The following is a 24,858-nucleotide window of genomic DNA, read 5'->3' as shown; positions in this document are numbered from 1 at the left end:
GTGTCACCGTCCCTGGTCGATCGCCGGATCGCGCCGGTGCGGCGCGTCATCGCCTTCCGCCCTCCTGGCGGTCGGCATGGGCCCGGGGGCAGGCCCCGGCCCGGATATCAAAAGCCTACCGCAACGCGGCGCGGATGCCGAGTCCCGCGCCGCGCTGTTTCCCGGTGGCCCTGCTAGGGGCAGGGGTTGGCGTTGTCCCGGTGGATCGCCTCTATGCCCTCGATCACCGTCTCCGGCAGCGCCAGCGTCTCGCTGTCCATGTTGCTGTGGAGCTGCTCCATGGTGGTGGCGCCGATGATGTTGCTGGTGAGGAACGGCCGCGAGTTGACGTAGGCGAGGGCCATCTGCGCCGGGTCCAGTCCGTGCTCCCGTGCCAGCGCGACGTAGCGTGCCGTTACCGTCTCGCCGGGCTCGCCCAGGTAGCGCTTGAACTGGGTGTAGCGGGTCAGGCGGGCGCCCTCCGGGCGTGCGCCGTTCAGGTACTTGCCGGTGAGCGCGCCGAAGGCTAGGGGGGAGTAGGCCAGCAGCCCGGTGTACTCGCGGTGCGCGATCTCCGCCAGTCCCACTTCGAAGCTGCGGTTGACCAGACTGTACGGGTTCTGCACCGAGACCACCCGGGGCAGGCCGTGACGCTCGGCGAGCTGGAGGAAACGCATCACGCCCCAGGGGGTCTCGTTGGAGAGGCCGATATAGCGGATCTTGCCCTCGTCGACGAGGTCCGCGAGGGCGCGCAGGGTCTCCTCGATCCCCGGCTCCACGTCCTCCTCGGGATAGGTGTAGCCCAGGCGGCCGAAGTAGTTGCTCGGACGCTTGGGCCAGTGGAGCTGGTAGAGGTCGACGTAGTCCGTCTGCAGGCGCCGGAGGCTGCCCTCCAGGGCCTGGCGCAGTCCCTGGGCGTCGTAGCTCGGCCTGCCGTCGCGGATGTGCTTCACCCCCGGGCCGACGCACTTGGTCGCCAGGAACACCGAGTCGCGGGGCGCGCCGGCGGCGAAGTAGCTGCCGATGTAGCGCTCCGTGGTGCCCCAGGTGTCCGCGTGGCTCGGCACGGGGTACATTTCGGCGGTGTCGAAGAAGTTGATCCCGCGCTCGCGGGCGGCATCCATCTGGGCGTGGGCCTCGGCCTCGGTGTTCTGGTGGCCCCAGGTCATGGTGCCCAGGCAGAGCCGGCTGACCCGTACGTCGGTATCCCCGAGTTGGCGGTATTCCATGCTGTCCCTCTCGTGGCTGGTGGGTGCCATAAGGCGGATGGGCGATCTTGCCGGAGGCATTGCCATGCGTCAGCCGCGCCGGCGCCCGGGGGCCCGAACGGGTGGCTGTATCGGCGCACCTGTCGCCGCGGTCCCGCGGTGCCCTGACGTGTGGGAATGCCTCTGGACGGATTAGTGTGCGGTGTGCCGGCCACGCGCGTCCAACCCGCGGCGGGGCCTGCGTCAAAGCTGGTATCCTCGCGGCTTCCGTTGGGTCAGGAGGGATGGCGGATGCGCGAGCTCGTACTCGGTGGCGTGAAGTCGGGCAAGAGCCGTTATGCCGAATCCAGGGCGGCGGAGACGGCCGACGTCGTCTACGTCGCGACCGCCTGTGCCGGTGACGACGCGATGGCCGAGCGTATCCGCCGCCACCGGGATCGTCGTCCCGTCCACTGGCGGACCCGCGAGACTGATATGGATCTCGCCGGGGTGCTTGCCGGCGAGGCCGCGCCCGGACGCTGTCTGCTGGTGGACTGCCTGACCTTGTGGCTGACGCGGTTCCTGGAGCAGCCGGACGCCTGGCCTGACGCCCGTACCGATCTCCTTGATGCCCTGCCCGGCCTGCCCGGCCGGGTGCTGATGGTCAGCAACGATGTGGGAGGCGGCGTGATCCCCGCCGACGCGGTGTCGCGCTGGTTCGTGGACGAGGCCGGCCGGCTCCACCAGGCCGTCGCCGAGCGCTGCGAGCGCGTCGCCCTCGTGACCGCCGGTCTCCCCCAGATACTGAAGGACGAGCGATGAGCACATCCCCAGCGATCGCACCGCCGGACACGGCGGCCATGGACCGCGCCCGGGCGCGGCAGGCCAACCTCACAAAGCCCCCGGGTTCACTGGGCCGGCTGGAGGAACTGGCCGTGCGCATGGCGGGGTTCCAGGGCAGCGAGCGCCCCTCGGCGGACCGGGTGGGCATCGTGGTGTTCGCCGCGGATCATGGCGTCGCCGCCCGGGGCGTGTCGGCCTTTCCCGCCGAGGTGACGGTGCAGATGATCGCCAACTTCGCCGCCGGCGGTGCCGCGGTAAGCGTGCTCGCTAACCGGCTCGGCGCGTCGCTGCGGGTGGTGGACGTCGGCTCAGCCACCGACTACTCGGTCCCCGAGGGCGTGACGCTGGCGCGTGCCGGCCGCGGGACAGCCGATTTTACTGTCGGGCCGGCGATGTCCGCGGAGGCCCTGGCGGCGGCCTCGGCCAGCGGCCGGGCCGCGGCGGACGAGGCCGTGGACGCCGGGGCGCAGGTGTTCGTCGGCGGGGAGATGGGTATCGCGAACACGACCGCCGCCGCCGCGGTCGCGTGTGCGCTGCTGGACGCCGAGCCCACTGAGCTGGCCGGGCCGGGCACCGGCCTCGACGCCGCCGGCGTCAGCCGCAAGGCGGCGGTGATCGGCGAGGGGCTGGCACGGCACCGCGATGCTATCAACGGGCCGGACGATGCCCTCCGTTGCCTCGGTGGTTTCGAGATCGTCGCTCTGGCGGCGGCCATGGAGCGGGCGGCGGCCAGCGGCGTGCCGACCCTGGTGGACGGGTTCATCGTGACCGTGGCGGCCCTGGCGGCGGTCCGGCGCACGCCCTCGTTGGCACCGTGGCTGATCTTCGCCCATACCTCGGACGAGCCCGGCCATCGCGCGGTGCTCCGGGCACTGGACGCCGACCCCCTGCTTGCGCTCGGGCTGCGGCTCGGCGAGGGCAGTGGCGCCGCGGCGGCGGTGCCGCTGCTGCGTCTGGCCTGCGAGGTGCACGGCGGCATGGCCACCTTCGAGGAGGCGGCGGTGGCCGCCGGGGAGGGCTGAGCGATGCAGCGTATCGACACCGGTGATGCGGTGTTCATCGATCTTATCCGCCATGGCATGCCGGTGGGCGGGCGCCGCTACCGGGGGCACCGGGACGACCCGCTATCGGAGGAGGGCTGGGCGCAGATGTGGGCGGCGGTGCCGGAGGCGCCGCCGTGGCAGCGGATCGTGACCTCTCCGCTCACGCGTTGCCGGGCATTCGCTGAGGCCCTCGGCGAGCGGATCGGCGCGCCCGTGGCCGTGGAGCCGGCCTTCACCGAGATCTCCTTCGGCGAGTGGGAGGGTCGTGAGGTCGCGGAGATCCTGGCGCAGACGCCGGAGGCGATGCAGGCCTACTGGGCGGATCCGGTGGCCGCCACGCCGCCCGGCGGCGAGTCGCTCGCCGGGTTCCGTGAGCGGGTGGTCCCCGGCTGGGAACGGCTCGCCGGCGCCGCCGACGTGCACACCCTGGTGGTGGGCCACGGGGGGCTCATTCGCATGCTGCTGGCCCACGTCCTCGACATGCCGCTGGCGGCGGTCCTGCGCCTGGAGGTGCCGAACGCCGGCGTGACCCGGCTGCGGGTGCAGTCCGACATCAACGGCCGGCCGGCGCCGAGCCTGGTGTTCCACGCGAGGTCACGGGCATGACGGAGCCGCTGCGCGTGGCCTTCGCCTTCCTGACCCGTCTGCCGGTGCGGCCGCGGCGGATGGACGCGGCGACCACCGGGCGCTCGCTCGCGTGGTATCCGCTTGTCGGTGCCGTGATCGGCCTGCTTGCCGCCGCAGCGGTGCTGCTCGCCGGCACGGCGGGGCTGCTCGGCGGGGCGCTGGCGGTCGCAGTGCTGGTGGTCGTCTCCGGGGCGCTGCACCTGGACGGGCTGGCCGACAGCGCGGACGCGTGGGTCGGCGGCCTGGGGGATGCGGAGCGCACCCTGGCGATCATGAAGGATCCGAGCTGCGGACCGGTGGGCGTCGCGGCGGTGGTCGTGGTCCTGCTGGTGGAATTCGCGGCGGTGGCCACGCTCGCCGGCACCGGTGCGGTGGCGGCCCTGCTGGTCGCCGGCGTGCTCAGTCGTGCTGCGGCCCCGGCGCTATTCCTGACGACACCCTATCTCCGCTCCGCCGGCCTGGGCACGGCGCTGGCCGGCGGTGCGGACCCAACCGCCGTGCGCCTGGGGCTGCTGGCGGCCGCGGCGGCGAGCCTGCTGGCCGGCGGTGCCGGGCCGGTGGCGCTGATTGCCGCCGGGGCGACGGTCTACGCGGTGCGTGCGGCCTGCCTGCGGCGGCTCGGCGGTATCACCGGCGACACCACCGGTGCCGCCATGGTGCTGGTCGAGGTCGTGGTGCTGGTGGTCCTGGCGCTGCTGGGCTGACGCGTTACCAGAACACGAACAGCAGCACCGCCCCGAGCAGGAGCCGGTAGATCACGAACGGGGTCATGCCGATGCGGTCGAGCAGCGCCAGGAAGGCCGCGATGCAGGCATAGGCTGCCACGGCGGAGACGCCGGTGCCGATGGCGATCGCGCCCCAGTCCACCGGTGTCGCGGTGGTGAGCAGGTCGAGTCCCTTCCAGGCCCCGGCGATGGCGATGGTGGGGATGGAGAGCAGGAACGAGAAGCGCGCCGCCGCGGTCGGCGCCAGCCCCACCATGAGCCCGGCGGTCATGGTCACGCCGGAGCGTGACGTACCGGGGATGATCGCCAGGCACTGGGCGAGGCCGATGGCGAGTGCCGCGGGCAGGCGGATGGCCTGCTCGTCGCCCGTGCCGCGGCAGTAGCGCGCGGCGGCCCAGAGCGCCACGGCGAAGACCAGATTGGCGGCCGCGATGACCAGCGGTCCGCGCAGGGCGTCGTCGCCGGCCAGGGCCTCGAAGGCGCCCCCGGCGAGCACGATGGGCACTGTTGCCGCCACGATCATCACCCCGAGCCAGCCCTCGCCCCGAAGGTGGCCGGTGCGCAGGCCGAGCAGTGTCTCCGTGATCAGCCGCCAGAGCGTGTGCCGGAAGTAGGCGAGGACGGCGGTGAGCGTGCCCACATGGACGGCGATGTCGAAATCGAGTCCCTGGTCCGGCCAGTGGGTGACGATCGGCACGAGGATCAGGTGGGCCGAGCTGGAGATGGGCAGGAATTCGGTCAGTCCCTGCAGCAGGCCGAGAATCAGTGCGTGCAGCCAGTCCATGATCGTCAGTGTTGCTCCGTGGTGGTGACGGGGGCGAGAGAGTACACACGTACGGGGGCGGCAAGTCCGCGCAGGCGGCGCTCGCGCGGGCGCGCGAAGGGCAGGCCGTCACCGGCGAGATGGCGGGCCGCCTCCGAGACCAGGACCTGGCCGGGGCGGGCGGCGCTGCACAGCCTGGCGGCCACGTTCACCGGGGCGCCTATGGCCGTGTAGTCCAGGTGCTGCGGGCTGCCCAGGTCCCCCAGCGCGACCTGGCCGGCATGCAGGCCGGCGGCGAGGGGCAGGGCGGTGTGGTCGTCGCGGTCTGTGGCGAGGATCGCCAGGGCACAGGTGGCGGCGCGCCGGCCACGCTCCGGGCCGTCGAACAGGGCCATCAGCCCGTCGCCGCTGAATCCGGCCACGAAGCCGCCACGGTCGTGAATCGCCGTTACCTGGGCCGCGAGGCGGGCGCTCACCATCCCGAACAGCCTCTCCGCGGACCCGCCGGTCTGCGACAGCGCGGTAAAGCCGCAGAGATCCGTGAACAGGACGCAGGCGTCGACCGTCTCGGTGTCGCCGTGACCGGTGGCGGTGCCAGCGGTGAGCCGCTGATGCAGCCGTGGTCCCAGGTGCCGGGCGGCGGCGCGCTGGTAATCGGCACGCCGCAGCAGTCCGTCGATGCGTGCACGCACGACCGCCGGTGGGCACGGGGGGGTGAGGACATCGTCGCAGCCGGCGGCGATGGCCGTGCCGATGGCGGGGTCAGCGGGATCCGTGGCAGCGACCAGGATGGGGGTGACGCCGTCCGGCTCGTGCCCGCGGAGCTCGCGTACCAGCTCAAGTGACGCCGGCCGGGGGCCGACGACTACGGCCGCGGGCCAGCGTGCGGCGAGCCATTCGCGGGCGGCGTCGGTGTCGGCATGGTGGATCATCCGGAGGTCCGCGGCGCGCAGGGCGTCGGCAATGCCGCCCTGCTGTTCGCCGATGACCAGGATGACGGACGTCATCGCCTGCTGGTCAGCGCCCCGAGGCGCCCGGTCTGGTCGGCGACGGACAGGCCGGTGAGCGGCTCGTTCATGCCCCGGCCGAGATAGAGGACCTTGAAGCGCTCGCCCATGCCCGCGGGCATGACCAGCGGTTTCGCCTGCTGTGCGGCGATGACGCCGGCCTCGGTGCCGGCGGCCATCTCCGCCTCGATCAGCCCGGGCAGCCCGGCACCGAGGAGGAAGTGTGCCTGGGTGGTGAAGCCGAGCACGTCCAGGCCCGCGGCGCAGGCCGCGCGCGCGGCGGCGGTGAAGTCCACCGACGCCGTGATGTCCTGGAGACCGGGGTACCAGAGCGCGTCGTCATGGGCGCGGTGGCGGTAATGGCACAGCAGCGTGCCCATGGCCCGCTCCGGGTGGTAGTACTCGCGTCGCGGGTAGCCGTAGTCCACGAGCAGGGCGACGCCGTGGCGAAGGCTGTCGGCGAGGGCGCCGATCCAGCCGTCCAGAGCGGGGCAGTACTCGCTGCTGTATCCCCGCGGCAGGGGGGTGTCCAGGTCCGCCTCGATGGCGGCGACGGCCTTGCGGGTGGCGGTGTCCGGTTCGCTCAGGCGGTATGCCAGGTGTCCGCGGTCATGGCCCACCGCGAGGCTGTGAAGGCCGTCTTCGCTGACCTGGAAACGCCGCACCGGCAGGGCGTCGAGCACCTCGTTGGCGAGGATCACCCCGTCCAGCGGTGCCTCCGGCAGGCGTTCGAGCCAGTCCACGCGTTCGTACAGACCGTCAGGCAGGGCGTCGGCGAGGGTGCGCGCCTGCTCCTCGCGCAGCGCGGCACTGACCTCGAGGATGAAGTAGCGCCGGGGCGCCTCGCCGAGGGCGTCGAGCTCGAGGAGGATGTCCGCGGCCATGCGGCCGGTGCCGGCGCCGAACTCCAGGATATCGCCGCCGTCCATGCGCGCCAGGACCTCCGCGCACTGCCGCGCCAGCGTGCGCGAGAACAGCGGCGTGGTCAGCGGCGCGGTGGTGTAGTCGCCGCCGGCGCCGAAGCGGGGCTGCCCGGCGCTGTAGTAGCCGAGCCCCGGTTCGTACAGCGCCATTTCCATGAAGCGGTCGAAGCCGACGGTGCCGCCGGCGGCATCGATGGCTGCGACGATGCGCTCGACCAGCCGCCCGCTGTGTGCGGCGGCGTCGGTATCGGGCAGTGGCAGGGCATCGGCCACGGGATCACTCCAGGTGGATGCGGCGCATGGCCTGATCGCTGGCGTCGAAGTCCGCCCAGAGATCCGCGTAGCGCCGGCCGAGGGTGGGGTGGCGGCGTTCGCCGGCGATGTCCGCGAGGGGGCGCAGGACGAAGGCGTAGCGCTGGATCTCCGCCCGGGGCAGGTGGATGCGGCCGTCCTCGTAGGCCTCCTCGCCCCAGGTGAGGAGATCGAGGTCCAGGGTGCGGGAGTTGTAGCGCCCCTGGGCGCGGCGCTCACGGCCGTGCTCGTGTTCCACCGCCTTGAGCTCGTCGGTGAGCGTGGCCGGGTCGGAGTCGGCGTCGAAGCCGACCACGAGGTTGAGGAAACTGTCCCCGTCGAAGCCCACGGCCTCGGTCTCGTAGACCGGCGAGATCTCCAGCTCGCCGTAGCGCGCGCGTAGCGCGGCCAGCGCCGAGCGGACGTTGCGCTCGCGGTCGATGTTGCTGCCGATGCTGACGTAGACCCGCGTCATGCCTGCCCGGTGGCTCCCCGTTCGATGCGTACACCGACACCCCGGGCGCCGGCCACGGCGCCGGGCTTGGTCAGCGACAGACGCAGCCAGGACACGCCGAAGCGCGTGCGCACGCCGTCCGCCAGGTGTTCGGCGAGGGCCTCGAGCAGCCGGAAGTCGCTGGCGCCGGCGGCCTCGACCAGCCAGGCGGCGACGTCGGCGTAACTGACCGCATCGGCCAGCTCGTCGCTGGCTGCGGCGGCGGCGACGTCGGCGGCGAGCTCCAGGTCCAGGCGCAGCCGCTGGTTCAGCGCCCGTTCCCAGTCCCACACGCCGATGCGTGCGCGCAGCTCCAGGCCCTCGATGAATACGCTGTCCATGTTGGTGATCCCGTAACGAGTCGCGTCATGATACCCGCGGGGCGCGGTGGCTTACCAACTCACCGGGCCGTGCGCCGGGCTTGACCCCGGCCCGGGCACCGGCTGGAATGGCGGCACTATGACGATTGTACTCGTGCTCATCGGTTATCTGGTCGGCTCGGTGTCCTCGGCGGTGCTGGTCTGCCGGCTCATGGGCCTGCCCGATCCCCGCGGCGGGGGCTCCGGCAATCCCGGCGCGACCAACGTGCTGCGTCTCGGCGGGCGGCCCGCGGCGGCACTGACGCTGGCTGGCGACTTCTTCAAGGGCACACTGCCGGTATGGGCGGCGATGGCGTTCGGGGCCGCGCCGGTGGTGGTGGGGCTGACCGGCCTCGCCGCGTTCCTGGGGCACCTCTACCCGGTCTTTTTCGGTTTCCGCGGCGGCAAGGGCGTGGCGACGGGTCTGGGGGTGCTGCTCGGCTGGTCCTGGGCGGTGCTCGCCGTCACGGCGGCGACGTGGGTGCTGGTGGCTGCGGTGACACGACTCTCGTCGCTGTCTGCCCTGACGGCCTTCCTGCTGGCGCCGCTCTACGTCTGGGGGCTGACCGGCGAGCCGGCGCTGGCCGCGGCCATGGCGGCGATGACGGCCTTCTCCTTCTGGCGCCACCGCGGCAACATCCGTCGTATCGTCGCGGGGGAGGAGCCGCGAATCGGTCAGCGCAGCGCCTGACTACGCTCCGCCGGAGGCGTCCTCCTCCCCGTCGGCGGGCTCCAGACGGCGTCGCAGCCAGCGCAGCACCCGCTGGACCCGTGGGGAGGTCAGCCGGAAGGCCTCGTCGAAGTCCATCCAGCGGTACTCCTGGTGCTCCGGGCGCCCGAGCTCGGGATTGATGCCCATCACGACCTCTTCCTCCGGCGTCTCGGCGATGTAGTAGCGCGCGAGCTTGCCCTGGGCGTAGGGGCCGGTCTCGAAGTAGCAGTGGCCCCAGTGGAACGCGAGCCGGGTGATTCCGGTCTCCTCCGCCACCTCCCGGCGCGCGCCTTCCAGGGGCGTCTCGCCGGACTCGACCTGCCCTTTCGGGAAGTCCCAGTACTGGTAGGCGCGCAGCATCAGCAACCGCCAGTCGCCGGAGTCGTCGTCGCGGCGGATCACGGCGACCCCGGCCGAGAGCACGCGGACACCGCCGCGGTGACGGTTGCGTGGACGCCTAGCGGCCATGGCGGGCGGGGCTCAGCTCGTGGACCGCCTCCACCATGGCGGCCACGTGCTCCGGCGGGATCTGCGGATGGACCCCATGGCCGAGGTTGAAGACGTGTCCGGGACCGTCACCGAACTCCGCCAGAACGCGGGCGACCTGCTCGCGGATCACCGACGGACGGGCGTAGAGGATGCTCGGGTCGAGGTTGCCCTGCAGCGCCACGCGGTCACCGATGCGCCGGCGCGCCTCGCCCAGATCGATGGTCCAGTCCATGCCCAGGCCGTCGGCGCCGCAGTCGGCCATGGCCTCAAGCCACAGCCCGCCGCCCTTGGTGAAGAACACCACCGGCACCCGCCGGCCCTCGCGCTCGCGCACGAGTCCCTCGATGACACGCCGGGCGTAGGCCAGGGAGAACTCGCGGTAGGCGTCATGGGCCAGTGCCCCGCCCCAGGTGTCGAAGATCATCAGCGCCTGGGCGCCGGCGGCGCTCTGGGCGTTGAGATAGTCCGTGACGGCGTCGGCGGTGCGCGCGAGCAGGCGGTGCAGCGCGGCGGGCTCGTCGTAGGCCAGGGCCTTGATGTGGCGGAAGTCCCGGCTCGACCCGCCCTCGACCATGTAGGTCGCCAGCGTCCAGGGGCTGCCGCTGAAGCCGATCAGCGGGACCCGGCCCGCGAGCTCGCGGCGGATGACCGAGACAGCATCGGTGACGTAGGCGAGTTCCGTACCCACGTCCGGCTGCGGCAGGGCGTCGATGGCGGCGACGTCGCGCAGCGGGCGCTCGAAACGCGGGCCCTCGCCGGGCTCGAAATACAGTCCCAGGCCCATGGCGTCGGGCACGGTGAGGATGTCGGAGAACAGGATGGCAGCGTCCAGATCGAACCGCTCCAGGGGCTGGAGGGTGACCTCGCAGGCGAGGTCCGCGTTGCGGCACAGGTCCATGAAGCTGCCGGCATGCTGGCGCACACGGCGGTATTCGGGCAGATAGCGGCCGGCCTGGCGCATCAGCCAGACCGGGGTGCGGTCTACCGGCTCGCGTGCGAGCGCGCGCAGGAGTCGGTCGTTTTGGAGTTCACTCACGGTGGCGTCCCGGCCGGTTGGATGACGCGCGGCAGTGTATCACGCCAGGGTCGGCCGGCCCGGTACGCGCTGTCCTGCAGCCGTAGTGCGACCGCGGCGGCCGGGATCGGCCGCCGCTCAGGTGCACGGGCGCTGGCGGTTCACACCCCGAGGTAGGCGAGGATGCCCTTGGCCGCCTCGCGGCCCTCCCACACGGCGGTGACCACGAGGTCCGATCCGCGGACCATGTCGCCGCCGGCAAAGACCTTCTCGTTGCCGGTCTGGTAGGGGTAGCGCCCGGCCTTGTCGACGATCACGCGGTCGCGATCGTCCACGCCGATGGCGTTGGACTCGAACCACTCCGCCGGGCTCGGCCGGAAGCCGAAGGCGATGAGCACGCGGTCGGCGGGGATGACCTCCTCGGTGCCGGGCACGGGCTCCGGGCGCCGGCGGCCGCGCTCGTCCGGGGCGCCGAGCTGGGTCTCGATGACCTTCACGCCCTCGACCCGGCCGTCGCCCAGGATCTCCACGGGCTGGCGGTTCCAGCGGAACTGCACGCCCTCCTCCTTGGCGTTGTAGACCTCGCGGCGGGAGCCCGGCATGTTGGTCTCGTCGCGCCGGTAGGCGCAGGTCACGCTCTTGGCGCCCTGGCGCAGGGAGGTGCGGTTGCAGTCCATGGCAGTGTCGCCGCCGCCGAGGACCACCACGCGCTTGCCGCGCATGTCGATGTACTCCGAGCGGTCGCGCTCGAAGCCCATCAGGCGGTTGATGTTGGACACCAGGAAGGGCAGGGCCTCGTAGACACCCTCCTTGTCCTCGCCGGGGAAACCGCCGCGCATGTAGTTGTAGGTGCCCATGCCCAGGAACACCGCGTCGTATTCCTGCTCCAGGGTCTCGAAGCTGACGTCGCGCCCCACCTCGACGCCGAGGCGGAACTCGACGCCGGTGTACTCCATGATCTCGCGGCGCTTGGCGATGACCTCCTTCTCCAGCTTGAACGGCGGGATGCCGAAGGTCAGCAGGCCGCCGATCTCCGGGTAGCGATCGTAGACCACCGCGTCCACGCCGTTGCGCACGAGGATGTCCGCCGCGCCGAGGCCCGCCGGGCCGGCGCCGATGATGGCCGCGCGCCGGCCGGTGCGGACCACGCCGGACATGTCCGGGCGCCAGCCCTGCTTGAAGGCCTCGTCGGTGATGTAGCGCTCCACCGAGCCGATGGTCACCGCCCCGAAGCCGTCGTTAAGGGTGCAGGCGCCCTCGCAGAGACGGTCCTGGGGGCAGACCCGTCCGCACACCTCCGGCAGGGAGTTGGTCTTGTGGGAGAGCTCCGCCGCCTCGAAGAGGTTGCCCTCGGCGACCAGCTTCAGCCAGTTCGGGATGTAGTTGTGGACCGGGCACTTCCACTCGCAGTAGGGGTTGCCGCACTCCACGCAGCGGTCGGCCTGGGCGCCGGCCGTCTCGGCATCGAAGTTGCCGTAGATCTCCTTGAACTCGACCTTGCGGGCCGCTGCCGCCTTCTTCTCCGGGTCCTGACGGGGGACCTCGATGAACTGAAAGTTGTTACCCATAGCTCGCTTCGTCTCGGGGCGTGGCGGCACCGGGCCGCCACGCGCGGTTGTCGATCGCTCAGGCCGCCTGGCGCAGCGTATCCAGCACCTCGTGGATGTCCGCCGCCTTGGGCTTGACCAGCCAGAAACGCCCCACGTAATCGCGGAAGTTGTCGAGGACCTCGCGGCCCCACTCGGAGCCGGTTTCCTCCACGTACTCCTCGATCATGTCGCGGAGGTAGTGGCGGTGGGCCTCCATGGCCTCGGAGCGGATGCGGTGGATGTCGATGAGCTCGTGGTTGTAGCGGTCCACGAAGCGGTTCTCGAGATCCAGCACGAAGGCGAAGCCGCCGGTCATGCCTGCGCCGAAGTTCAGGCCGGTGGTGCCGAGCACGCAGACCACGCCGCCGGTCATGTACTCGCAGCCGTGATCGCCGATGCCCTCGACCACCGCGTGGGCGCCGGAGTTGCGCACCGCGAAGCGCTCGCCGGCGGTGCCGGCGGCGAAGAGCTTGCCGCCGGTGGCGCCGTACAGGCAGGTATTGCCGACGATGGCGGTCTCCTGGCTGGCGAAGGTGCTGCCCTGCGGCGGGTGGATGACCAGTTTGCCCCCGGCCATGCCCTTGCCCACGTAGTCGTTGGCGTCGCCGGCGAGGTGCATGTGCAGACCCGCGGCGTTCCACACCCCGAAGCTCTGGCCGGCGGTGCCGGTGAGCCGCAGGACGATGGGCTGCTCGGCCATGCCGAGGTTGCCGTAGCGCCGGGCGATCTCGCCGGACAGGCGCGCGCCGATGGAGCGGTTGTTGTTGCGCACCGTGTACTCGAACTCGCCGCCGGACTTGGCCTCGATGGCGGGCAGGGTGTCGCGCACCATCTGCTCGGCGAGCTCGCCCTTGTCGAAGGGCTCGTTGTGCGGCTCGAGGCAGTACTGGGGCTTGTCGTCGCCGAGGCCGCCGTCGGAGAGGATCGGCGAGAGGTCGAGCCGGGCCTGGCGGGCGGTCTCGGGCTCACGTTGCTCGAGCAGGTCCAGCCGGCCGATGAGTTCCTGGAGCGAGTGTACGCCGAGGGCGGCGAGGCGCTCGCGCACCTCCATCGCCACGAAGGTGAAGTAGTTGGCGATGCGCTCCGGGGTGCCCACGAAGTGCTTGAGCCGCAGGACCTTCTGCTGGGTCGCCACCCCCGTGGGGCAGTTGTTGAGGTGGCAGATGCGCAGGTACTTGCAGCCCATGGCCACCATCGGTGCGGTGCCGAAGCCGAAGCTCTCGGCGCCGAGGATGGCCGCCTTGATCACGTCCAGGCCGGTCTTCAGACCGCCGTCGGTCTGCAGCCGGACCTTGTCGCGCAGGTCGTTGGCCCGAAGGGTCTGGTGGGTCTCGGTCAGCCCGAGCTCCCAGGGCGTGCCCGCGTACTTCACCGAGGTGAGCGGGCTCGCGCCGGTGCCGCCGTCGTAGCCGGCGATGGTGATGAGGTCAGCGTATGCCTTGGCGACGCCTGCCGCCACCGTGCCCACGCCCGGCTCGGCGACGAGCTTCACCGAGACCAGTGCCTGCGGGTTGACCTGCTTGAGATCGAAGATGAGCTGCGCCAGGTCCTCGATGGAGTAGATGTCGTGGTGCGGCGGCGGCGAGATCAGCGCCACGCCGGGCTTGGAGTAGCGCAGCCGGGCGATCATTTCGTTGACCTTGTGCCCGGGCAGCTGGCCGCCCTCGCCGGGCTTGGCGCCCTGGGCGACCTTGATCTGCAGCACCTCGGCGTTGACCAGGTAGTGCGGGGTCACGCCGAAGCGGCCCGAGGCCACCTGCTTGATCTTGGACATGCGCTCGGTGCCGAAACGGGCCGGGTCCTCGCCGCCCTCGCCGGAGTTGGAGCGCCCGCCCAGGCGGTTCATGGCGATCGCCAGGGCCTCGTGGGCCTCGGGCGAGAGCGCACCGAGGGACATGCCCGCGGAGTCGAAGCGCTTGAGGATCTCGGTGAGCGGCTCGACCTGCTCCACCGGGATGGCCCGGGTGTCGTCCCTGAGCCGGAACATGTCGCGGAACGTCGCGACCGGGCGGCGGTTCACCGTCTCGGAGAACTCGCGGTAACGCGCGTACTCGCCGGTGTAGACCGCCTCCTGAAGGGTGCGCACCACGTCCGGGTTGAAGGCGTGGTACTCGCCGCCGTGGACGAACTTCAGCAGCCCGCCCTGATCCAGCGGCAGGCTGCGCCGCCAGGCCCGGGCATGGAGGTCGCGCTGGTCGCCCTCCAGGTCCGCGAAGCCCGCGCCCTGCACCCGGCTGACGGTGCCGGGGAAGCAGCGCTCGACCACCTCGTCCGCGAAGCCGACGATCTCGAAGAGCTGGGCGCCACGGTAGCTGGTGATGGTGGAGATCCCCATCTTGGAGAGGATCTTGTAGAGCCCCTTGTTGACGCCCTTGCGGTAGTTGCGCAGCAGCTCCGGCAGGGGCGAGCCCTTGAGCTGGCCGCTGCGGTTCATCTCCTGGATGACCTCGTAGGCCATGAACGGATAGACCGCCGTGGCGCCGTAGCCGATGAGCACCGCGCACTCGTGGGAGTTGCGGGCGGTGCCGGTGGCGACCACCAGGTTGGCGTCGCAGCGCAGGCCGCGGTGCACCAGGTGGTGGTGGACGGCGCCCGTGGCGAGCAGCGCGTGGACCGGGATGCGATTCTCGTCGAGGCCACGGTCGGAGAGCACGAGGATGGTGTGGCCATCGCGCACCAGCGACTCGGCGCGCTCGCAGATGGCGTCCAGTGCCTCCGCGAGCCCGCCTTCGCGGTCGTGGCTGAGGTCGATGATGCCGTGGCGGTACTCCTCGCCGGTCTCGGCGAGCAGGGCCTCGAACTTCTCGTCGGAGAGCACCGGCGAGTCGACGACCAGCCGCCGGGCGTGGGCCTCGGACTCCTCGAAGAGGTTCTTCTCGCGGCCGAAGCAGGTCTCCAGCGACATCACGATCTGCTCGCGCAGCGGGTCGATCGCCGGGTTGGTGACCTGGGCGAACTGCTGGCGGAAGCTGTCGTAGAGCGGCCGGACCTGCTTCGAGAGCACCGGCATGGGCGTGTCGTCGCCCATCGAGCCGACGGCCTCCTGGCCGCCCTGGGCGAGCACGCGCAGGACCTGGTCACGTTCCTCGAAGGTCACGCCGAACTGCTTCTGGTAGGCGCCGAGCTGGTCCGGGGCCAGACCGCGGCGCTCGCCGTGGCCGTTGAGCCGGGACTTGAGGTTGCGCGCGTGCTGCTGGAGCCAGCGCTTGTAGGGCTGGCGGTTCTTCAGCCGCTCGTCGATGTCGGCGGGCAGCAGCAGCTCGCCGGTCCCGGTGTCGGCGGCGAGCATCTCGCCCGGCTTGAGCCGGCCCTTGGAGACCACGTCCTCGGGGGCGTAGTCCCATACCCCGACCTCGGAGGCCAGGGTGATGTGGCGGTCGCGGGTGACCACCCAGCGCGCCGGGCGCAGGCCGTTGCGGTCGAGCGCGCAGGCGGCATGGCGGCCGTCGGTGAGCACGATGCCCGCGGGACCGTCCCAGGGCTCGATGTGCTGGGAGTGGTACTCGTAGAACGCGCGCAGGTCGGCGTCCATGGTGTCGACGTTCTGCCACGCCGGCGGCATCAGCAGCCGCATGGCGCGGAAGATGTCCATGCCGCCGGTGATGAGTACGTCGAGCATGTTGTCGAGGCTGGAGGAGTCCGAGCCTTCCAGATTCACCAGCGGCTGGATCGCCTCGATGTCGGGCAGCAGCGGGGTCTCGAACTTGTATGCCCGCGCCATGGCCCAGTTGCGGTTGCCCTTGATGGTGTTGATCTCGCCGTTATGTGCGAGGTAGCGGAAGGGCTGGGCGAGCCGCCACTGGGGCAGCGTGTTGGTCGAGAAGCGCTGGTGGAACACCACCATGGCGCTGGTCATGCGCTCATCCTGGAGGTCGCGGTAGAACGCCGGCAGGTATTCCGGCATCACCAGACCCTTGTAGGAGAGCACGCGACCGGAAAGGCTCGGCAGATAGAACTCCGGGTCGTCGTCCAGGGCCTTCTCGGCGGCGCGGCGGGCGAAGAACAGACGCCGCTCGAACTCGAGTTCGTCGATATCCGCCGGCGCGTTCACGAAGACCTGCTCGATGTGGGGCATAGAGGCGAGTGCCTGCTCGCCGCAGGCCTCGGGATCGATGGGGACCTCACGCCAGCCCGCCAGTGCCAGATCGTGCTCCGCGATGGCGGCGGCCAGGGCGTCGCGCGCGGCGCGGGCGCGGCCTTCGTCCTCGCGGGAGAGAAAGACACAGCCGGCGGCGAAGCGCTCGGCGAGCTCGATGCCGGCCTCGTCGGCGACGGTGCGCAGGAACGTCTGTGGGAGCTTCATCAGCAGGCCGCAGCCGTCTCCGGTCTTGCCGTCGGCGGCGACGGCGCCGCGGTGGGTGAGGCGGGTGAGCGCGCCGATGGCGGTCTCGATCAGCCAGTGGCTGGCCTCGCCGTCCATGTGGGCGATCAGGCCGAAGCCGCAGTTGTCCTTCTCGAATTCCGGGCGATACAGCGTCGCCTTCTTGAAGTCGTGATGGTTCACGGGAGATAGCCTCTGCGTGTTGGGCCGTGGGGGCGCTCGCCGGGTGAGCTGTCTTTGCCGTTCTTCTGGCGGGCTCGGTGGGGCGGGCGCACCCCCCGTTTGACGCTTTGCCGGCGCCCGTGGGCCGCCGCGTTCTTGCCGCCCCGAAGGGCGGTCGTCACGGGGTGCGGTGGCCGGACGCCGGTGCCCATTTTTTTGGGCAAATGGCTGGGCAGAATACCCGCTGCGGGGCGTGTTCGTAAAGAGGCAAGCCGGGTTGCACGGCGCCGGGACGGGCTCAGGCGAGGCGGCGGGGGTCGTGCAGCCGCTCGTGCTCGGCGATGGCGAAACGGTCGGTCATGCCGGCGATGTAGTCGGCCACGGCCCGGGCGCGTCCCCGCTCGCCGAGGCGCTGTTCGAGAGTGCGTGCGCTCTCGTGGGCCTGGGGCGGGAGCAGCTGGGGGTCGCCATGCAGGAGGGTGAAGAGCTCCTCGATCACCCGCTGGGCCTTCGTGGTCATGCGGTGGACGCGGTAGTGGCGGTAGAGGTTGTGGAAGAGGAAGTGTTTGAGCCCGCGGTGGGCCTCGGCCATCTCCGGGCTGAATGCCGCGAGGGGGGCTTCCGCGGTGCGCACGGCGTCGGCGTCGACGGGGGCGGCGGCCTCGACCCGGGTGCGGGTGGTGGTGATCAGGTCGTCGACCTGATGGCTGATGAGGTGGCGTACGGTCTGGTAGATCGTACGCCGTGCGTCCAGGCCCGGGTGACTCTCGCGCACGTGGGTGAGGATCTCTCCCACCAGCGGCACCTCGATAAGCGCGTCGAGTTCGAGCAGGCCGGCGCGAAGGCCGTCGTCGACGTCGTGGCTGTTGTAGGCAATCTCGTCGGCGAGGTTGGTGAGCTGCGCCTCCAGGCTGGGGTGGGTGCCGTCGAGGAAGCGTTGGCCCACGTCGCCCAGGCGCTCGGCGTGGCGGCGCGCGCAGCGCTTGAGCACGCCCTCGCGGGTCTCGAAGGTGAGGTTGAGACCGTCGAATTCCGCGTAACGCTGCTCCAGGCTGTCGACCACCCGCAGGGACTGGAGGTTGTGCTCGAAGCCGCCGTGGTCGCGCATGCAGCGGTTGAGCGCCTCCTGGCCGGCGTGGCCGAAGGGGGTGTGGCCGAGGTCGTGGGCGAGGGCGATGGCCTCGACGAGGTCCTCGTTCAGGCCCAGGGCCCGGGCCATCGTGCGGGCGACCTGGTTGACCTCCAGGGAATGGGTGAGCCGGGTGCGGAAGAGGTCGCCCTCGTGGTTCAGGAAGACCTGGGTCTTGTACTCCAGGCGCCGGAACGCGCCGGCGTGGATGATCCGGTCGCGGTCGCGCTGGTACTCGCTGCGCCACTCCGGTGCCGGCTCCGGGTGGCGCCGGCCGCGGCTCGTGCGCACCGCCCAGGGGGCGAGGCCGTCGTGCGCGTCGGGGCGGGTCACGGCAGGGGGCTCGGCGGGCGGTGCATGGGCGGGACCTCGCGGTTCATTCCGCCCCGGGGGCCTCGAGGTATTCGGCGAGGGTCGCCTCCAGGGCGGCGTCGTCGAATCCGCCGGTCACCATGGCGTTGCCGATACCCTCGAGCAGGACCAGGCGCAGCCGTCCGCCTCGGGCCTTCTTGTCGATCTCCATGCACCCGCGGAAGCGCCCGGCGTCGACCGCCGGGGGACGGGTCGGCAGGCCGGCGGCCGCGATGAGGTCGTGGATGCGCTGGAATGCGGTGCGCGCCATGCGGCCCTCGCGAACGGACATCCAGGCCGCCATGCATATCCCCGCGGCCACCGCCTCGCCGTGGAGCCAGTCGGTATAGCCGGTGACGGTCTCGATGGCATGGCCGAATGTGTGGCCGAGATTGAGCAGCGCACGCTGTCCCGTCTCGCGCTCGTCCGCGGCGACCACGCGTGCCTTGTCGCGGCAGGATTGCTCGATGACGTGGGCGAGGGCCTCCGGATCGCGGGCGAGAACCTCGTCGAGGTGGCGCTGCAGCCACTGGAAGAAGGCGTAGTCCTGGATTACCCCGTACTTGATGACCTCCGCCAGACCGGCGCGGAACTCGCGTTCCGGCAGGCTCTCGAGGGTGGCGGTATCGGCGAGCACCAGCCGCGGCTGGTGGAAGGCGCCGATCATGTTCTTGCCTTCCGGGTGGTTCACAGCCGTCTTTCCGCCCACGGAGGAATCCACCATGGCGAGCAGGGTCGTCGGTACCTGGATGAAGTCGACACCGCGCTGGTAGGTGGCCGCGGCGAAGCCGGTGAGGTCGCCGATCACGCCGCCGCCTAGGGCGAGCAGGGTGGCGCTGCGGTCGAAGCGTGCGGCGACCAGGGCGTCGTAGACCCGTTCCAGGGTGGCGAGGGTCTTGTACGCCTCTCCGTCCGGCAGCACCAGCGTTTCCACGTGGCGGTCGTACAGCGCGGTGCGCACGGCCTGGAGGTACAGCGGGGCCACGGTCTCGTTGGTCACAATGAGGACCTGATCGCCGCGCAGCTGCCGGGTGAACGCCTCGCCGCCGAGCAGGCCGTGACCAATGGTGATGGGATAGCCGCGCTCGGCGAGATCCACGTGAACGGTTCGGGGCGTTGCGGTCACGGCGCGATCCTTTCGAGTTGTTGCACGATGCCCTCGACCACAGCATCCACACTGCCCTGGTCCGTGTCCACCACCACGTCCGCGAGGCCCTCGTAGAGCGGCGCGCGTTCCGCCATGAGCGCCTCCAGGCGGGCTTTGGGGTCTTCGGTGCGTAGTAGCGGACGGTCGCTGTCGTGTACACGGGCGAGCTGCGTGGCGAGCCCGATGCGCAGGTAGACCACCCGCCCTCGGCCGCCGAGCAGCCGCCGGTTCGAGGCGTCGAGCACCGCGCCACCGCCGGTGGCCAGAACGGTGCCGTGACGCTGGGTCAGCTCGTCGAGCAGCCGCGACTCCCGGGTGCGGAAGCCGGCCTCCCCCTCGATGTCGAAGATGCGCGGGATGTCGACCCCGGTACGCTCCTCGAGGGCGGCGTCGCAGTCAATGAAATCAAAACCGAGCCGGCGCGCGAGGCGCCGGCCGATGGTGCTCTTGCCGGCCCCCATCGGGCCGATCAGGAAAACGGAAGCGGAACTCTTGCGCATGGACAGGTGGTAACGCCGTGGTTGAGCGGACAGGCGGGGCGGCTGCCTCGCCGCTTTCAGTCACGGACTATACTAACCGGCCGCCGGGTGCCGCCACCGCTTTCGCGGCGGCGGCACCGGATATCAGCGCTTGACGTTGACGGCTTCGTCCAGGATCCGCGGGGTCACGAAGATGAGCAGCTCGCGGTTGTCATCCACGCGCGTGCGGGAGCGGAAGAGGTTGCCGATGACCGGCAGCTCGCCGAAGAACGGCACCCGCTCGACGTCGTTGCGCTTGGTGCGCTCGTAGACACCACCGAGCACGACGGTCTCCCCGTTGTCGACCAGGACCTGGGTGCCCACGGCCTGGGTGTCGATGGCTGGGCCTTCCTCGGTGGTGTCGCCGCGGCTGTCCTTGGAGACCTCGAGGTCCAGCAGGACCCGGTCGTCCGGGGTGATCTGCGGGGTCACCGTCAGCCCGAGCACCGCCTCCTTGAACTCGACGTTGGTGGCGCCGCTGGACGTGGACTCCTGGTAGGGGATTTCCTCACCCTGCTTGATGTAGGCCTCCTTCTGGTTGGCCGTGATCACCTTCGGCGAGGAGATGATCTGGCCGCGGCCCTCGCTTTCCATGGCGGAGAGCTCGAGCTGCAGGAGGTAGCTGCCGAGCTTGCCGACGGCGAGGCCCAGCGAGGACGTCGCGTCCGCCGCCGGCAGATCGACCATCAGGCCTTCGCTGTCGTCGACGGTGAAGCCGGTCGGGGTGCCTGTCTCGTAACCGTTGCCCTGGGTGCCGCCGACGATGAGGCCGCCGTCGCCGGTGAGGTCGCTCGTGCGCTTGGACAGGCCGAACTGGACGCCGAGCTCGTGGGAGAAGCTCTCCTCGGCGATGACCACGCGGGACTCGATCAGGACCTGGCGTACCGGGATGTCGAGCCGGTTGACCATCCGGCGGATATCGCTGATGTTCGCCGCGGTGTCCTGAACGATCAGGGTGTTGGTGCGCTCGTCAATGGTGACGCTGCCGCGCTCGGAGAGCAGTGACTGGCCCTCGGAGCCGCGGATCAGCGAGGCGAGCTGCGTGGCCTTGGCATAGTTCACCTGGATGAACTCGGAGCGCAGCGGCGCGAGCTCTTCCTGCTGGCGCTGGGCCTCGGCGATCAGGCGCTGGCGCTCGGCGATCTCCGCCGCCGGGGCGACCCACACGACGTTGCCGGTGCGGCGCATGTCGAGCCCCTTGGCGCGGAGGATGATGTCCAGGGCCTGATCCCACGGTACGTCCTGCAGGCGCAGGGTGATGCTGCCGCTGACGCTGTCGCTGACGACCATGTTGAGGCCCGTGAAATCCGCGAGGAGCTGGAGTACGGAGCGGACCTCGATGTCCTGGAAGTTCAGCGAGAGCTTCTCGCCGGTGTACTCTTTCTCCTTGCGCTTGCCGTCCTGCTCCTCCGGGGTGAAGGGGCGGACCTCGATGGTGAACACCCCGTCGGCCTGGTAGGCGACCTGCTCGAACTCCTGGCCGGCCGCGATGGTCACACGGGTGCCGTCCCCGTGCTGGCGCGTCTCGATAGTGCTGACCGGTGTGGCGAAGTCGGTGACATCGAGCCGCCGGTGCAGCCGGTCGGGACTGGCGGCGCCCATGAAGTCGGCGATGACGGAGTTGCCCTGGCGCTCCACGTCCACCGGGATGCCGGGGTCGCTGAGACTGATCTGTACCCGCCCGGCGCCTTCCTCTCCGCGGGTGAAGTCCACCTTGGTAATCCGGGCGCCGGTCGGCGCATTCGTCGAAGTGCCCGCGGTGCCGGCGGTACCGTCGCCGGAGTCGTTGGACGCCGTCCTGGCGCCCGGGGCGGCGAGCAGCACGCGCACCGTGTTGCCGGATCGGGTGATGTCGTAGGGCACCATGCGGGTGAGGCCGATCACCGCGCGCAGGCGGTTGCCGCCCTTGGCGGTCGCTACGTCCTCGACAGCGCCAACACCGATGTCCAGACGGCGCTTGCCGGAGGTGTTGGTAGTGCCCTCGAAGTCCAGGGCGACGCGGGCCGGATCCACCGTGCGGAAGCTGCGCGGCTCGGGCGCCGTGCCGTCGAAGGTGAATGTGACGCGCACGCGGTCGCCCGAGAGGGTGGCGTAGTCCATGCTGGTGAGGCTGGCGGCGAGCGCCGTACCGACGGGCAGGAGCGCGAGCACCACGGCGATGATGAGGGCGCCGAGAAGGCCGGCCGCCGTGCGCTGGCGCGAGGCGGGCGTGAGGTTGGTCCGTTCTTGTCTCATTTCGGTCTCAGCTCCCGAGAAATCAGTCCTTGAGTGCCAGTTCCGACTGGCGCCTCTCCCAGTCGCCGTTGGCCTTCTGCACGAGCTCGCGAAGCTCGATCGCCGTGGGCGTGATGGCCGTTATGCGGCCATAGTTCTGCCCCATGTAGTTGCCGATCTGCACCCTGTGGATGGTGCCGTCCGGCGCCTGGACGAGGGCCCAGAGCTCGTTGTTCCGCGAGAGCGTGCCCACATAGGCGAGCGCGTCCAGCGGAAAGCCCTCGAGCGCCTCGCGCGGGCGTGTCGGGTCCGGCTTCGGCCCGGCGTTGGAGCCGCCCTGGTCGACCTCCGGCTGCGCGAACGACAGTGCGCGGAATGGGTTGCGCAGAGGCTGATCCGGGTAGGTGTAGCCCTCGAACGGCTCCATGTGGGGGATCGGCTCGATGTCCCCGCCCGGCCGCGCCTTGACCTTGGCGACGTACTCGCGCAGCCCGCTCATGTCCTCGTTGCAGCCGGCCAGCGCCAGGCCGGCAACCGTTGCGATGACGGCGACGCGCAGTCCCGGCCACCGGTGAATGCTCATCCCCCGCCCTCCGTGTCGAGGTACCAGTAGGTGCGCGCGGTCAGGTTCATGACGAGCTCGCCGTCATCGCTCTTGTCGCCGCTGTCGGAATTGATCGAGACATCGTGCAGGGTCACGATGCGCGGCAGGTTGGCCACGCCGCTGATGAACTGCGCGAACTCGTGATAGGTGCCCCGCACCCGGATGCTGACGGGAAGCTCGGCATAGAATTCCCGCTTGATGGACGACTGCGGCTTGAACAGCTCGAACGCCAGTCCGGCGCTCAGCCCGGTCTCGGAAATGTCCACCAGCAGCCGTGCGACCTCGGCACGGCTGGGGAGCTGGCTGAGCATGGCGCCGAAGGACTCGCGCATCTGGGCGAGCTGTTTCTCGTAGGCCTCGAGGTTGGCCGCGCGTTCCTGTTTCTTCTCGAATTCCTGTCGCAGGTCCTGCTCCTTGGAGCGGACCTGGGCGAGCTCGTCGCGCTGGTCCTGCCAGTCGAAGTACCAGCCGGCGCCGGCGATGACGGCGACGACGAGCACCAGTGAGACGAGCTTCGCCCCCAGGGGCCAGCCGCCGGGGTTGTTGAGGTCCAGGTTGCGGTACTGTTCCAGACTCATCCGGCGTCCCCCTCACCGTCGGCCTTGTTGTCGGCGGCGGTCTCACGGACCTTGAGGGTGAAATCGCTGACCCGGCGGCCGTTACGTTCCTCGACCTCGATGACCGTCAGGTCCGGGTCGGTCATCCAGGGTGAGCCATTGAGGTTCTCCATGTAGCTGGAGACCCGGGCGTTGGATTCGGCGAGGCCGTCGATGGTGATGCTGTCGTCCTTTTCAACGAGCTTGTCGAGGTAGAGGCCGTCCGGGAGGGTCTCCGACCACTGCTCGAACAGGTGCACGATCTGCGGGCGCCCGTGCTGGAGCTTCTGGATGACCTCCATGCGCGAGATCAGCCGCTGCTTTGTCTCCTCGAGCTTGCGGATCTTGGCGATCCGCTGGTCGAGCCGGGATATCTCGGTACGCAGCAGGTCGTTGCGCTCCTGCTGGTAGTCGATGCGGCCGGCGAAGTACATGTGTACGCCGCCCCAGACCAGGGCGCCGACCACCACTGCCGCACCGAGCATGCCGTAGAAGCGTTGCTGGCGGCGCTTGCGCGCGGCTTCCCGCCAGGGTAGGAGGTTTATCCGGGTACTCATGGTCAGTCGAAGCTCCGCATCGCCAGCCCGCAGGCGATAAGCAGTGCCGGCGCGTCCTCGGTCAGTGCATCCTTGCCGACCCGTGAGGCGGCCGACATGCTCGCGAACGGGTTGGCGACGTGGACGGGGATGCCTACCTCCCGTTCCGCCTCCTCGGCCACGCCGGGGATGCTCGCGCAGCCGCCGGCGAGCAGGACGTGATCGACGCTGCCCTGCTGGCCGGCGCCGTAGAAGAACTGCAGCGAACGGGTGATCTGCTGGACCATGGCCTCGCGGAACGGCGCCAGTACCTCGTGCTCGTATTCGTCGCCGAGTCCGCCCTGGCGCTTGGCACGTCCGGCCTCGGCATAGCTCATGTCGAAGCGGCGCATGATCTCCTCGGTGAGCTGCCGCCCGCCGAAGACCTGGTCCCGCGTGTAGGTGATGCGTTCGCCCTCGAGGACGGTGAGGGTGGACATGGTCGCGCCGATGTCCATGACCGCGATGGTCTGCTCGCCCTCGCCCTCGAGGGACTGGATGATGGGCTCGCAGGCGCGCTCGACCGCGAAGCTCTCGACGTCGACCACCTTGGGCTTGATGCCGGCGGATTCGAGGGCGTCGACACGGATCTCGACGTTCTCGCTGCGGGAGGCGACCAGCAGGACCTCGATCTCGTCGTCGCCGCCCTGACGGGCCGGGCCGAGGACCTCGAAATCCAGGTCCACTTCCTCGAGGGGGTAGGGGACGTACTGCTCCGCCTGCAGGTTGACCTGGGACTCGATGTCCTCGTCGCTGGCGCTCTTCGGGAGGGTGAGGATGCGGCTGATCGCCGACGAGCCGGGCACGGCCACGGCGGCGTCGTGAAGCTTCGTGCGCGAGCGCTTGACGGCCCCCTTGATCGCCCGCGACACGGCCTCGAGATCGGTGATGTTCTTCTCGACCACTGCGTTCTGCGGCAATGGCTCGACCGCGTAGCTCTCCACGCGATAGCCCCTACCCTGACGACTCAGCTCTATCAGCTTGATGGCGGACGAGCTGATGTCCAGCCCCAGCAGTGGCGAAGACTTCTTCCTGAAGAGTGCCACTATTTTTCCTTATTGCATTATCATTTACAGACAATTGTTGTGTCTGTATTCAAACGCAGCCCCGCACGGAGTTCAAGATAAATACGTCACGCTGTGAACACCGGATGATATCGATCAATCCGTGAGCAGCATGGCACGGCTTTGGCGGGT

General features: G+C 70.3%; 23 protein-coding genes. 5 read left to right on the top strand and 18 right to left on the bottom strand.

From position 1 onward, the window contains the following. Positions 1 to 173: 173 nt before the first annotated feature. Positions 174 to 1,208 carry an NADP(H)-dependent aldo-keto reductase gene (locus ACEZHJ_RS18010; RefSeq protein WP_018718641.1) on the bottom strand — a complete coding sequence of 345 codons (1,035 nt, stop codon included), beginning with the start codon at positions 1,206 to 1,208 and terminating at the stop codon, positions 174 to 176. A gap of 270 nt (positions 1,209 to 1,478) precedes the next feature. On the opposite strand from ACEZHJ_RS18010, the gene cobU reads away from it, so the two are divergent. From cobU to cobS, 4 genes are read left to right on the top strand one after another with little or no spacing between them, the layout of a single operon-like run. Further along, positions 1,479 to 1,988 carry a bifunctional adenosylcobinamide kinase/adenosylcobinamide-phosphate guanylyltransferase gene (gene cobU, locus ACEZHJ_RS18005; RefSeq protein WP_018718642.1) on the top strand — a complete coding sequence of 170 codons (510 nt, stop codon included), beginning with the start codon at positions 1,479 to 1,481 and terminating at the stop codon, positions 1,986 to 1,988. Beyond that, positions 1,985 to 3,031: a nicotinate-nucleotide--dimethylbenzimidazole phosphoribosyltransferase gene (gene cobT, locus ACEZHJ_RS18000; protein ID WP_163138815.1), complete on the top strand. Its 1,047-nt coding sequence runs from the start codon at positions 1,985 to 1,987 to the stop codon at positions 3,029 to 3,031. The genes cobU and cobT overlap by 4 nt, the downstream gene beginning before the upstream one ends. Before the next feature lie 3 nt (positions 3,032 to 3,034). Then, positions 3,035 to 3,658, top strand: coding sequence for a histidine phosphatase family protein (locus ACEZHJ_RS17995; RefSeq protein ID WP_163138814.1), 624 nt, complete (start codon positions 3,035 to 3,037; stop codon positions 3,656 to 3,658). Continuing rightward, complete coding sequence (gene cobS / locus ACEZHJ_RS17990; RefSeq protein ID WP_163138813.1) at positions 3,655 to 4,383, top strand: adenosylcobinamide-GDP ribazoletransferase; 729 nt, start codon at positions 3,655 to 3,657, stop codon at positions 4,381 to 4,383. Before ACEZHJ_RS17995 ends, cobS begins: the two co-directional genes overlap by 4 nt. A gap of 4 nt (positions 4,384 to 4,387) precedes the next feature. Here cobS and ACEZHJ_RS17985 read toward each other — a convergent pair whose 3' ends face one another. The 5 genes from ACEZHJ_RS17985 to folB are packed head-to-tail and all read right to left on the bottom strand — an operon-like array spanning position 4,388 to position 8,222. Further along, positions 4,388 to 5,188, bottom strand: a complete 801-nt coding sequence (locus ACEZHJ_RS17985; RefSeq protein ID WP_163138812.1) for an undecaprenyl-diphosphate phosphatase — start codon at positions 5,186 to 5,188, stop codon at positions 4,388 to 4,390. A 5-nt stretch (positions 5,189 to 5,193) separates the two neighbouring features. Continuing rightward, complete coding sequence (locus ACEZHJ_RS17980; RefSeq protein ID WP_375036750.1) at positions 5,194 to 6,174, bottom strand: adenylate/guanylate cyclase domain-containing protein; 981 nt, start codon at positions 6,172 to 6,174, stop codon at positions 5,194 to 5,196. Then, entirely contained in the window at positions 6,171 to 7,370 is a 1,200-nt protein-coding gene (locus tag ACEZHJ_RS17975) for a class I SAM-dependent methyltransferase (RefSeq protein WP_018718648.1), read from the bottom strand. The genes ACEZHJ_RS17980 and ACEZHJ_RS17975 overlap by 4 nt, the downstream gene beginning before the upstream one ends. Positions 7,371 to 7,374: 4 nt before the next feature. Next, complete coding sequence (gene folK, locus ACEZHJ_RS17970) at positions 7,375 to 7,863, bottom strand: 2-amino-4-hydroxy-6-hydroxymethyldihydropteridine diphosphokinase (RefSeq protein WP_163138811.1); 489 nt, start codon at positions 7,861 to 7,863, stop codon at positions 7,375 to 7,377. After that, positions 7,860 to 8,222, bottom strand: a complete 363-nt coding sequence (gene folB, locus ACEZHJ_RS17965) for a dihydroneopterin aldolase (RefSeq protein WP_018718650.1) — start codon at positions 8,220 to 8,222, stop codon at positions 7,860 to 7,862. Before folB ends, folK begins: the two co-directional genes overlap by 4 nt. Positions 8,223 to 8,340: 118 nt before the next feature. On the opposite strand from folB, the gene plsY reads away from it, so the two are divergent. Next, entirely contained in the window at positions 8,341 to 8,931 is a 591-nt protein-coding gene (gene plsY / locus ACEZHJ_RS17960; protein WP_018718651.1) for a glycerol-3-phosphate 1-O-acyltransferase PlsY, read from the top strand. Here plsY and ACEZHJ_RS17955 read toward each other — a convergent pair whose 3' ends face one another. The 12 genes from ACEZHJ_RS17955 to ACEZHJ_RS17900 form a co-directional block, all read right to left on the bottom strand. After that, positions 8,932 to 9,420 (bottom strand): NUDIX domain-containing protein, encoded by a 489-nt coding sequence (locus tag ACEZHJ_RS17955; protein WP_051088233.1) that lies wholly within the window; start codon positions 9,418 to 9,420, stop codon positions 8,932 to 8,934. It abuts the gene before it with no gap. Further along, positions 9,410 to 10,477 carry a uroporphyrinogen decarboxylase gene (gene hemE / locus ACEZHJ_RS17950; protein ID WP_018718653.1) on the bottom strand — a complete coding sequence of 356 codons (1,068 nt, stop codon included), beginning with the start codon at positions 10,475 to 10,477 and terminating at the stop codon, positions 9,410 to 9,412. The genes ACEZHJ_RS17955 and hemE overlap by 11 nt, the downstream gene beginning before the upstream one ends. A 140-nt stretch (positions 10,478 to 10,617) precedes the next feature. After that, positions 10,618 to 12,024, bottom strand: coding sequence for an FAD-dependent oxidoreductase (locus tag ACEZHJ_RS17945; protein ID WP_163138810.1), 1,407 nt, complete (start codon positions 12,022 to 12,024; stop codon positions 10,618 to 10,620). A 58-nt stretch (positions 12,025 to 12,082) separates the two neighbouring features. Further along, entirely contained in the window at positions 12,083 to 16,549 is a 4,467-nt protein-coding gene (gene gltB / locus ACEZHJ_RS17940; protein WP_163138809.1) for a glutamate synthase large subunit, read from the bottom strand. Positions 16,550 to 16,826: 277 nt separating this feature from the next. Next, complete coding sequence (locus ACEZHJ_RS17935; RefSeq protein ID WP_018718656.1) at positions 16,827 to 17,990, bottom strand: deoxyguanosinetriphosphate triphosphohydrolase; 1,164 nt, start codon at positions 17,988 to 17,990, stop codon at positions 16,827 to 16,829. Positions 17,991 to 18,033: 43 nt separating this feature from the next. Beyond that, a complete protein-coding gene (aroB, locus tag ACEZHJ_RS17930; RefSeq protein ID WP_026321148.1) occupies positions 18,034 to 19,134 on the bottom strand; it encodes a 3-dehydroquinate synthase in 1,101 nt (366 codons plus the stop codon). Then, positions 19,131 to 19,655: a shikimate kinase AroK gene (aroK, locus tag ACEZHJ_RS17925; protein ID WP_018718658.1), complete on the bottom strand. Its 525-nt coding sequence runs from the start codon at positions 19,653 to 19,655 to the stop codon at positions 19,131 to 19,133. Before aroK ends, aroB begins: the two co-directional genes overlap by 4 nt. A 123-nt stretch (positions 19,656 to 19,778) precedes the next feature. Then, positions 19,779 to 21,908 (bottom strand): type IV pilus secretin PilQ, encoded by a 2,130-nt coding sequence (pilQ, locus tag ACEZHJ_RS17920; RefSeq protein WP_018718659.1) that lies wholly within the window; start codon positions 21,906 to 21,908, stop codon positions 19,779 to 19,781. Positions 21,909 to 21,930: 22 nt separating this feature from the next. Continuing rightward, entirely contained in the window at positions 21,931 to 22,470 is a 540-nt protein-coding gene (locus ACEZHJ_RS17915; protein WP_018718660.1) for a pilus assembly protein PilP, read from the bottom strand. Further along, positions 22,467 to 23,069 (bottom strand): type 4a pilus biogenesis protein PilO, encoded by a 603-nt coding sequence (locus ACEZHJ_RS17910; RefSeq protein ID WP_163138808.1) that lies wholly within the window; start codon positions 23,067 to 23,069, stop codon positions 22,467 to 22,469. Before ACEZHJ_RS17910 ends, ACEZHJ_RS17915 begins: the two co-directional genes overlap by 4 nt. Further along, positions 23,066 to 23,644: a PilN domain-containing protein gene (locus tag ACEZHJ_RS17905; RefSeq protein ID WP_163138807.1), complete on the bottom strand. Its 579-nt coding sequence runs from the start codon at positions 23,642 to 23,644 to the stop codon at positions 23,066 to 23,068. The genes ACEZHJ_RS17910 and ACEZHJ_RS17905 overlap by 4 nt, the downstream gene beginning before the upstream one ends. Before the next feature lie 2 nt (positions 23,645 to 23,646). Further along, the gene (locus ACEZHJ_RS17900; RefSeq protein WP_305792306.1) at positions 23,647 to 24,708 is read right to left on the bottom strand and encodes a pilus assembly protein PilM; all 1,062 of its coding nucleotides are present in this window, start codon (positions 24,706 to 24,708) and stop codon (positions 23,647 to 23,649) included. Between the last annotated feature and the right edge of the window lie 150 nt (positions 24,709 to 24,858).

This window comes from Arhodomonas sp. KWT2, from assembly GCF_041949875.1.
GTDB classification, from domain to species: Bacteria; Pseudomonadota; Gammaproteobacteria; order Nitrococcales; family Nitrococcaceae; genus Arhodomonas; species Arhodomonas aquaeolei.
This window is presented reverse-complemented; position numbering and strand designations above follow the sequence as displayed.